General features: G+C 77.1%; 6 protein-coding genes. 4 read left to right on the forward strand and 2 right to left on the reverse strand.

What is annotated here, in order from left to right; genetic code table 11:
* Positions 1–83 precede the first annotated feature (83 nt).
* Positions 84–3,110 (reverse strand): sacsin N-terminal ATP-binding-like domain-containing protein, encoded by a 3,027-nt coding sequence (locus tag PHK61_RS31215; RefSeq protein ID WP_274284937.1) that lies wholly within the window; start codon positions 3,108–3,110, stop codon positions 84–86.
* A 29-nt stretch (positions 3,111–3,139) separates the two neighbouring features.
* Complete coding sequence (locus PHK61_RS31220) at positions 3,140–3,952, reverse strand: DUF3027 domain-containing protein (protein ID WP_274284938.1); 813 nt, start codon at positions 3,950–3,952, stop codon at positions 3,140–3,142.
* Between the two features lie 71 nt (positions 3,953–4,023).
* On the opposite strand from PHK61_RS31220, the gene PHK61_RS31225 reads away from it, so the two are divergent.
* The 4 genes from PHK61_RS31225 to PHK61_RS31240 all read left to right on the forward strand — a co-directional run.
* Positions 4,024–5,568 (forward strand): MFS transporter, encoded by a 1,545-nt coding sequence (locus PHK61_RS31225; RefSeq protein WP_274284939.1) that lies wholly within the window; start codon positions 4,024–4,026, stop codon positions 5,566–5,568.
* Entirely contained in the window at positions 5,565–6,074 is a 510-nt protein-coding gene (locus PHK61_RS31230; protein ID WP_274284940.1) for a DUF2771 family protein, read from the forward strand. Before PHK61_RS31225 ends, PHK61_RS31230 begins: the two co-directional genes overlap by 4 nt.
* A 136-nt stretch (positions 6,075–6,210) precedes the next feature.
* Positions 6,211–7,956, forward strand: coding sequence for an RICIN domain-containing protein (locus PHK61_RS31235; protein WP_274284941.1), 1,746 nt, complete (start codon positions 6,211–6,213; stop codon positions 7,954–7,956).
* A gap of 151 nt (positions 7,957–8,107) precedes the next feature.
* The coding region (locus PHK61_RS31240) for an RICIN domain-containing protein (RefSeq protein WP_274284942.1) at positions 8,108–9,201 on the forward strand (1,094 nt) is incomplete at its 3' end.

Below are 9,201 nucleotides of genomic sequence, written 5' to 3' on the forward strand. Positions count from 1 at the left end.
CGCAGCCAAGCCGACACGCCGGACCACCCCGCCACAAATCAGGCTGTAGTACTAGTCGCTCCCGGAGACGCTCCCGCGCCCGGTCAGGGCGCCAGCGCCGCGACGAGCCCGCGCACCGGGTCGTCGGCGTGTACGACGCCGTCGTCGTCGACCCACGCCGAGGGCGTGTACTCGACGGGCGCGCCGCCGCGCTCGTCGTCGACGACCAGCACGCGCAGGCGCTCGTGCACGACCAGCGCCCCGTCGGGCAGGGGCCGGCCCAGCGCGGACGCCCAGGCCACCGCCGCGGGCAGCTCGTCCCACGGGACGGCGCGCCCGCCCTCGCGGACGGTCACCCGCACGCGTTCGGAGGCGGGCGCGAGGTCGAGGAGGTCGGCGAGCAGCGCCGGGTCGCCGGTGCCGGGCAGCACGAGGACCCCGGGCGGCAGGACCCCGGCGAGCTGGGCGCGGTCGAGCACGGCCGGCGGGACGTCGCGGGCGGGGTCGGCGTCGCGGACCCCGCCGTCGGCGGTGCGGACGCGGTCGGGCGGCTCGACGTCGGCGACGGAGACCCGCCCGGCGGCCACCGCGTCGGCGAGCGCGGCGTGCGCGGCGGCCGCCCGCGCCGGGGGCACGACGCGGGCCGGGTCGGCGAGGCGGGCGAGCAGGTCGGTCGCGTCCTCGGTGGAGGCCACCCGCGCCCGGGTGCGGACGCCGATCGCGGCGAGGAACGCGGGGTCGAGGCGGGCGGCCACGTCGGCGGGGACGGGGTCGTAGAGGCCCTCCACCGCGCTCGCACCGGGCAGGCGCCACGACGTGGGTGGGTCCCCCGCGAGCCGCCCGTGGCGCCCGAGCCACCAGGCGGTGTAGGGCCGCGGACCCTCGGGGGCCCGCGACTCGACCGGGCGGGCGCCGCCGAGCGCCTCGCGCACCGCGCGGTCGCCGGCCAGCAGCGACCACGCCGCGTCCCAGCGGTCCTCGGCCACCAGCTCGAGGTCACGCACGGCCACCAACGGCCCCTCGGGCCCGTCCGGGCCGTCGGCGCCGTCGAGGCGGTCGAGGACCGGGTCGACCTCCTCGGCCCACCACGTCTCCTCGTCGTCGAGGTAGTGGTCCGGCCCGGCCGGGGTCTCGTCGCGCAGCACGGCGAACCCGTCGAGGACGCCGATCGCGGTGAGCACGGGGCGCGGGTGGGCGCCGGCGACGACGGGGTCGAGCACCCCGAGCGGCCCGTCGGGGTCGACGAGTCCCCGCAGCGCGCCGTCGGGCAGCACGAGCTCGTCGGCGCGCCGGAAGCCGCCCTCGGCGTCGCGCAGCGCGACGGCCCCGAGCCCGTCGAGGGACCCGGCCCCGCCCCCGGCGGCGACCAGGGCGAGCACCAGGGCGCCGAGCGCGGCGAGCGCCTCGGGGTCGACGCCGGCCTCGGCGTCGTCGGCCGAGCGCTCGACGGCCTCGCGCAGCGCCGGGTCGGCGAGCAGGGCGGCACCGTCGACGCGGCGGGCGCCGAGCGCGACGAGCAGGTCGCGGACGGCCGGGTCCTCGGCGAGCCCCGGCGCGGCCACGCGCAGCCCCGGGACCGCGGCGGCGGCGAGGCGGGCGGCGAGCTCCTCGTCCCCGCCGGCCAGCAGGACGCCGCGCGCACCGCCCACCACCCGGCCGTCGGCGAGCGGGACGGGCAGGCCGGCGAGCTCCTCGCGCAGGCCGGGGGCGACGAGCGCGGGCAGCGCCGCGAGCCGCGCGTACAGCGCGCGCCACCAGGCCACCGGGCGGTCGAGCCCGGCGAGCGCCTCGGCGAGTGCGGCGGGCCCGACCCGCGTGACCCCGACCGCGGCGAGCGCGGCGGCGTGGCGGGGCGCGGCGAGGCGGGCGTCGACGAGCCCGGGCAGGACCTCGGCGAGCTGCGCGGCGAGCTCCCCGCCGGCGTCGTCGAGGTCGAGGACCTGCGCGTTCGCCGGGGCGAGGTCCTCTCCGGCCACGGCCGGGAGCCAGGCCGACGTCCGCAGCGCGTCGAGGACCGCGTCGCGCAGCGTGGCGTCGACCGCCGAGGCGGGCAGCGCGGGCAGGGGAACGAGGCCCGGGCGCTCCTCGGCCGGGCGGGCGCGCACGAGGTCGGGGTAGCGGGCCGCGGCGGCGCGCAGGACGTGCTCGGTGACCGCCCCGGCGCGCACGTGGCGGCGGTCGGGGTCGAGCGGGACGGTCGCCAGCAGGCGCGCGGGCAGGGTGGTCCGCTCGTCGGTCGGGGTGGGCGCGTGCAGCACCTCGGCGGCGTCGGGGGGTCCCGGGACGGCGACGGCCCACGTCGCCCGCCACACCGAGCGCGCCCGGTCCTCGACGGCGAGGTCGGCGCGCAGCGCGGCCGGGATCGTGCCCTCGGCGCGCACCACGTGCCAGGCGCGGGTACCGACGCGCACGGTGTCCCTCTCCTCGGTGCGCGCCACGACCCCGCCGGGCAGGTCGACGGCGCGCAGCGGGGGCAGCGCGAGCAGGAGGTCGGGGGCCTGGGCCGCGGCGGCGGCGAGCAGCGCGTCGGGGTCGGTGCCGGGGCGCAGGGGCAGCCGGACCTCGGTGTCGGCGCCCGGCGGGAGCGCGGGCTCGTCGCCGTCGGTGGCCCAGACCAACCGCAGCGCCGGGGCCGCGCCGTCGCGGCGGGCCAGCTCCTCGGCGAGCCCGGGCACGCCCCGGTCGGCCACCGCCCGCGCGGTGCGGGTCCGGTCGAACACGACCCCGGCCGGCGCGCCGTCGGCGGTGCGGGTGACGATGCGCGGCGCGTCGCTGATCGCCGTGACGGCCGCGAACCCGACGCCGAACCGCCCCACCCCGCCGCCGTCGCGCTTCGCCGACGCCCGCAGCGATGCCAGCCCCGCGACGCCGTCGGCGTCGAGCGCGGCACCGGTGTTGGCGACGCACAGGGAGCCGTCCACGATCCGCACCCGCAGGGTGGTCGTCGTCCCCGCGCGCTCGGCGGCATCCGCGGCGTTCTGCGCCAGCTCGACGAACCAGCGGTCGCGGTAGCCGCCGCGGAGCAGGTCCTCCTCGGCGTTGGCGTCCTCGCGGAAGCGCGCCGGCGACGCCGACCACGCGTCGAGCACGGCCCGCCGCAGGGCGGCGGTGCCGAAGGGATCGGGGGTCACGGCTCCCCTTTCCCGTGCGTCGGTGGTTCCTAGCCGCCCGATCCGGCGGTCTCCGGCTCCATCTCGACCCCGTCGTCGTAGACGAGGTCGGCGACCGCGACGACCGCGCCGCTGTCGATCTGCAGCTCGGAGTGGCCGCCGCACCCGTACTCGGCGTGCACCACGTGCCCGTCGGCCGGGACGTTGCCGTTGCCGCACACGCCGAACGCCGCGCGCAGCGACCCGGCGACCGGCAGGTAGAACCCGCAGGTCCCGCAGTGCGCGGACGCCGCGCGGGCCATGTCCGCCCCCGGCCCGAAGTCGCCGTCGGACCAGCGCACGGCGGCGTCGAGGCGGCCCTCGCGGCTCATCACCCGCGGGCGGCCCATCCCGAGCTCGTCGCCGACCTCGCGGACGCCGGGCCCGGGCTCGGAGGCCTCGCCCTCGTCCTCGTCGTCGGGGTCGAGCGAGGCGTGGGCGGGGACGAGGCGCTCGTCGCCGTCCTCGACGGGCAGCAGGTCGCCGGGGCCGAGGTCCTCGGCGCGCAGCCGCTCGTTCCACGGCACCCAGGTCGGCGCCACGACCGACTCCGGGCCGGGCAGCAGCACGACCTCGCTGACGTTGACGTCGAACTCCGGGCCCGCGACCGTCACCGCCCAGTACCAGCCGCGGTAGCCGGGCTTGTCGGCCGCGAAGTAGTGGGTCGCGGCGTCGGGGACGTCCTCCGCGCGCACGGCGACCGGCGCACCGACCTGGGCGGCGTCGCCGTCGGCGGTCTCCACCGCCGCGGCGCGCGCGAGGTCGGCCGCCCCGGCGAGGTGGGCGGGGACGGTCGGGGCGGGGTCGGCGAGCTCGGGGACCACAGCACGATTGTGCCCGTCCGTCCCGGGTGCACGGGAGGCGGGCGCCCACCACCCTCGGTCATCATGGACGCGTGACCGGACCGTCCCACGATCCGCACGGTCCGTACGGTCCCCGACCCCGGCACCGGCCCGAGCGCCTGCCGCCGACGGCCCGGTCGACGCGGGCGTTCCCGGAGGGCGAGCACCCCGGGAGCGCCGAGGACGACACGCGCTGGTCCACGCGCTACGACCCGCGGGCGGACACGCGGTACGACGCGCACGACGACCCGCGGGGCGACGACGGCCACGACGACGACGCGGGCCCCCGCAAGATCACCGTCACGCGGGTCGCGGCCTGGCGGGCCCGGCGCCTGACCCAGCAGGGCGCGCGGGCGTTCCACCGCGCGGCGTCGGCCGACGGCGCCGACCGTTCCGGGCTCACGGCGCTGACCTACGCGTGGATGGCCAACTACGCCTCCGACGCGACGCTCGCCGTCGCGCTGGCCAACACCCTGTTCTTCTCCGCGGCGAGCGCCGAGAGCAAGAGCAGGGTCGCGCTCTACCTGCTCATCACCGTGGCGCCGTTCGCGCTGGTCGCCCCGGTGATCGGCCCGGCGCTCGACCGGCTGCAGCAGGGCCGGCGCGCCGCGATGGCCGTGTCCACCGCCGGGCAGGGCGTGCTGGCCGTGGTGCTGGCGCTGTGGATGGACACCTGGGCGCTCTACCCGGCCGCGCTGGGGATCATGGTGCTGTCGAAGTCGTTCGGCGTGCTCAAGGCCGCCGTGACGCCGCGTGTGCTGCCGCCGGGCATCACGCTGGTGACGACGAACTCGCGGCTCACCGTCTTCGGGCTCGTCGCCTCCGGGGTCGCCGGGGGCATCGCCGCGGGCGTGGCATGGCTGTTCGGCTCCCCCGGCGCCGCGTGGCTCACCGCGGCGATCTGCCTCGCGGGCGTGTGGCTGTGCCTGCGGATCCCGGCGTGGGTCGAGGTCACCGAGGGCGAGGAGCCGACGCAGATCCTCCCGGTGCACGGCGCGACCGGCGAGCGCCGTCGCTCCCCGCTCAGCCGCGACGTCGTCACCGCGCTCTGGGCCAACGGCACGATCCGCAGCCTCACCGGGTTCCTCATGCTGTTCTCGGCCTTCGTCGTCAAGAACGAGACCGAGGGCGCGCCGGGTGACCAGCTCCTGCTGCTCGGTGTGGTCGGCGCCGCGGCCGGGGCGGGCGGGTTCGCCGGCAACTTCATCGGCGCCCGCCAGCGCTTCGGCCGCCCCCGCGTGCTCATGATCGTCTGCCTGGTGCTGGCGCTCGCCGCGGTGGTCCTCGCCGCCACGGTCACCGGCCTGACCACTGCCGCCGTCGCCGCGCTGGTCGCCGCGACCACGAGCGCGCTGCTCAAGGTCTGCCTCGACGCGGTGGTGCAGCGCGACCTGCCCGAGGCGAGCCGCGCCTCGGCGTTCGGGCGCTCCGAGACGATCCTGCAGCTGTCCTGGGTGTTCGGCGGCGCGCTCGGCGTGCTGCTGCCGCCGACGTGGTGGATCGGGTTCACCGTCATCGGCGTCGTGATGGCGATCGGTACCGTGCAGACCGTGCTGATCACGCGGGGGTCCTCGATGATCCCGGGGCGGCGCCGGTGAGATCGCTGTCGCGGCGCACCGTCGTCATCGGTGCCGTGCTGCTCGTGGTCGTGGTGGCCGTGGTCGTCGTGCTCGTCGTGCGCGCGACGGCCGGACCGTCCTCCCCCGGCGACGTCACGTTCGCCGCGGGCGGCGCGACGGCCACGGTGGGCGCGAGCCAGTTCTGCGACGTGCAGGTCACCGAGTGCGGCGACGACCCGGAGGCGAACGCCGTCCTGCGCGTCCCGCCGAACACGCCGCTGACCGTGACGGTGCCCGAGGAGGTCGTGAGCACCCCGTGGCAGCTGGCCTTCACCTTCCGCGACCCCGCCGGCGCGATCCAGCAGGGCCGCAGCCCGGTGTTCGCGCCCGGCACGACGCCGTCGTTCACGCTGGTGCTGCCCGTCGCCACCGACCAGCTCGAGAGCGCCGAGGTCCAGCAGTACGGCGCCCGGATCAGCCAGGGCCCGAACGGACTGGAGTTCGCCACCCGCTCCACCTGGGTGCTCAGCGTCGACGACCGGTGACCCGCCGGGCGGCCGCCCGGTCCAGTGACGACCCATCGAGTGGCGTCGCGTGCTTTCACCCGTTCGGCTCTGGGTAGCCGCCACCCGGGAGGCCACGGTGCACGACGGCACGGGCGCTTCTCGGGGGGAGATCACCATGGGTACGGCACGCGCGAGGACCGTCCGTCACCGCACGTCCCGCTGGCTGGCCGCGCTCGGGGTGCTCGTCGCCACGGTGCTGGCGTTCTCGACCGTCGTCGCCGCCCCGCAGGCCGAGGCCGCGACGGTGCTCGGGCAGTTCCGCAACGCGGCGGGCCGCTGCCTGGAGAACCTGAACAACGCGACGGCAGCGAACAACAAGATCCAGATCGCGGCCTGCGGCGCCGCGACCAACCAGGCCCAGCAGTTCAGCCGGTGGGCGAACGACGAGGCGATCAAGACCCCGGCCGGCCGCTGTCTGGGCACCCTCGACAACGGCACGGCGGCGGGCACGTCGGTGGTGCTCCAGACGTGCGCGCCCACCAACAACAGCCAGCACTGGGTGGTGCGCACCGACGGGCTGATCGTCAACCGGCAGGCCGTCAAGTGCCTCGCGCCGCTGAACAACAGCACCACCGCCGGCACGCGCATGGTGGTCGCGAACTGCACCACGGCCACCGCGATGCGCTGGACGGTCCCGGCCGCCTCGACGCCCACCACGACGCCGACCACGACCACCACCCCGCGGCCCACCACCACGACGACGGTGCCGCCGACGACCACCACGACGGCCACCCCGCCGCCCACGCGCGACCCGCTGCGCCAGCCGTTCGCCTCGAGCTCGATCTGGAACATGCCCATCGGCAGCGGCGCGCAGTACGTCCCGGCGAACCTGCCCGCCCTGCCCGGCGGCTCCACCGGCGCCCGCGTCCCGCAGGTCGACGACGAGCCGCTGGTGCTGACCCCGACCGCGCCGCTGACGCCGATCCTCGCGAGCCCGGGCGGCTGGGGCGGCGATCGCTGCGTCACCGACCCGGCCACGACCCTGGCCACGGTGCCGATCCCGGCGGGCTACGTGCTGCGCAGCGACAACAAGAACCAGAGCGCGGCGTTCCTCGCCGCCGACGGCCGCACCGTCGTGCAGACCCAGCCGCTGGCGCGCTGCGCGGCGGGCGGCCCGGCGACGAGCTACGTGCGCTACCCCGACCAGGACATCTACGGCCCCGGCATCCAGGGCTCGCACGGCGGCTCGGGCATGAGCGCGCTCGGCGGCTCGATCCGCGTCGGCGAGCTGCGCCCCGGCGGCCAGGGCCCGCGGCACGCCCTGAAGATCAACCTCTACGCCCGCGCCGAGCTCGGCCGGTGCGCGTCGCGCCCGGAGTGCTTCCGGTGGCCCGCGGTGAAGTCCGACAGCTACGCCGTCGGCTGGTACGGCTCGGTCGGCGGCAACACGAACACGGCCATGCGGATGGGCGCGCTGCTCGCGATCCCGCCCTCGGTGAACATCGGCTCGCTGGGCCTGACCACCGAGCCCGGCCGGCAGATCGCCTGGACCCTGCAGAACTACGGCGCCTACGTCGTCGACGACACCTACGGCCCGTCGTTCGCGCTCAACGCCGAGAACGGCCCCGGCGGCAACATGCGCACCCAGTTCCGCGCCGACTACGGCCAGGACTTCGAGGTCTACGCGAGCTCCACGAACGCCTGGGGCCGCGACGTGCAGCGCCTGCGCCAGGTGCTGCAGGTGGTGAACAACAACGGGCCCGGCAGCGTCGGCGGCGGGGGCACGCCGCGCCAGCCGCTGCTGCCCGAGCTGGTCGAACCGCTCGTGACGATCCCGCCGACGGTCCCGACCGCACCGGCGACGACGGAGTCGGCGGCCCCGGTGCCGGTGACCTCGACGCCCGCCATCCCGGCCAACTGAGTCGGCCGCGCGGAGCACGCCGCACGGAACGTCGACGGCGTGTCACGCCGACTCGGGGGCGCGTCGTCGACGTCACCCGTGCGGCCCTGCCCCGTGGTCGCCGCGTCACTGAACGCTGTCGCGGCTGCCGTATCCATGGGGGGATCGCACCGTGCCGACGCCGACCACGAGACACGTCCACGTCCGACCGCGCACGAGGCGATCGCTCTCCGCGCTCGCGGTGCTCGCCTCCGCCGTCCTCGTGGTCCTCTCGGTCCTGTCGGCGCCGACGGCCGTGGCCGACACCGTCCTCGGCCAGTTCCGCAACGCGACCGACCGGTGCCTGGAGAACCCGAACGACGCGACGACCCCGGGCTCGGCGACCACGATCAACCTCTGCGGCCCGGCCACCGCGACCGCGCAGCAGTTCAGCCGCTGGTCCGACGGGTCGATCCGGACCCCGGCGGGCCGGTGCCTCGACATCGCGGGCGGCGGGTCCGGGAACAACACGCCCGTCGTGCTCGCGGCCTGCGGCACGGCCACCTCGCAACGGTGGACGTTCCGCCCCGACGGGACGGTGCAGAACCAGAAGGCCAACCGGTGCCTCGCGCCGCGGAGCAACGCCACCGCGCCGGGCACCCCCGTGGTCGTCACCGGCTGCTCGACCGCGCCGGCCCAGCGCTGGACCGTGCCGGCGGTGTCCACCCCGACGACCACCACCACCACCGCGCCGCCGACGACCACCACCACGACCACCACCACGACGACGGCGCCGCCGACCACCACGACGACCCCGCCCCCGACCGGCACGCGCGACCCGCTGCGCCAGCCCTTCGCGTCGAGCTCGATCTGGAACATGCCGATCGGCAGCGCAGCGGTGTACGTGCCGGCGAACCTGCCCGAGCTGCCCGGCGGCTCCACCGGGGCCCGCGTCCCGCAGATCGACGACGAGCCCATCGTGCTCACCCCGACCGCTCCCCTGACGCCGGTCCTCGCCAGCTCCGGCGGCTGGGGCGGCGACCGCTGCAAGACCGAGCGGACGACGCTCGCGACGGTGCCGATCCCGGCGGACTACGTCCTGCCCAGCAACAACAAGAACGAGAGCGCGTCCTTCCTGTCCACCGACGGCCGGACGGTCGTCTCGACCCAGCCGCTGGCGCGCTGCACGGCCGGCGGCCCCGCGACCAGCTACGTCCGGTACCCCGACCAGGACATCTACGGCCCCGGCATCCAGGGCTCGCACGGCGGCTCGGGCATGAGCGCGCT

Origin of the sequence: Actinomycetospora lutea (assembly GCF_028737205.1) — a bacterium.
Classification (GTDB): domain Bacteria; phylum Actinomycetota; class Actinomycetes; order Mycobacteriales; family Pseudonocardiaceae; genus Actinomycetospora; species Actinomycetospora lutea.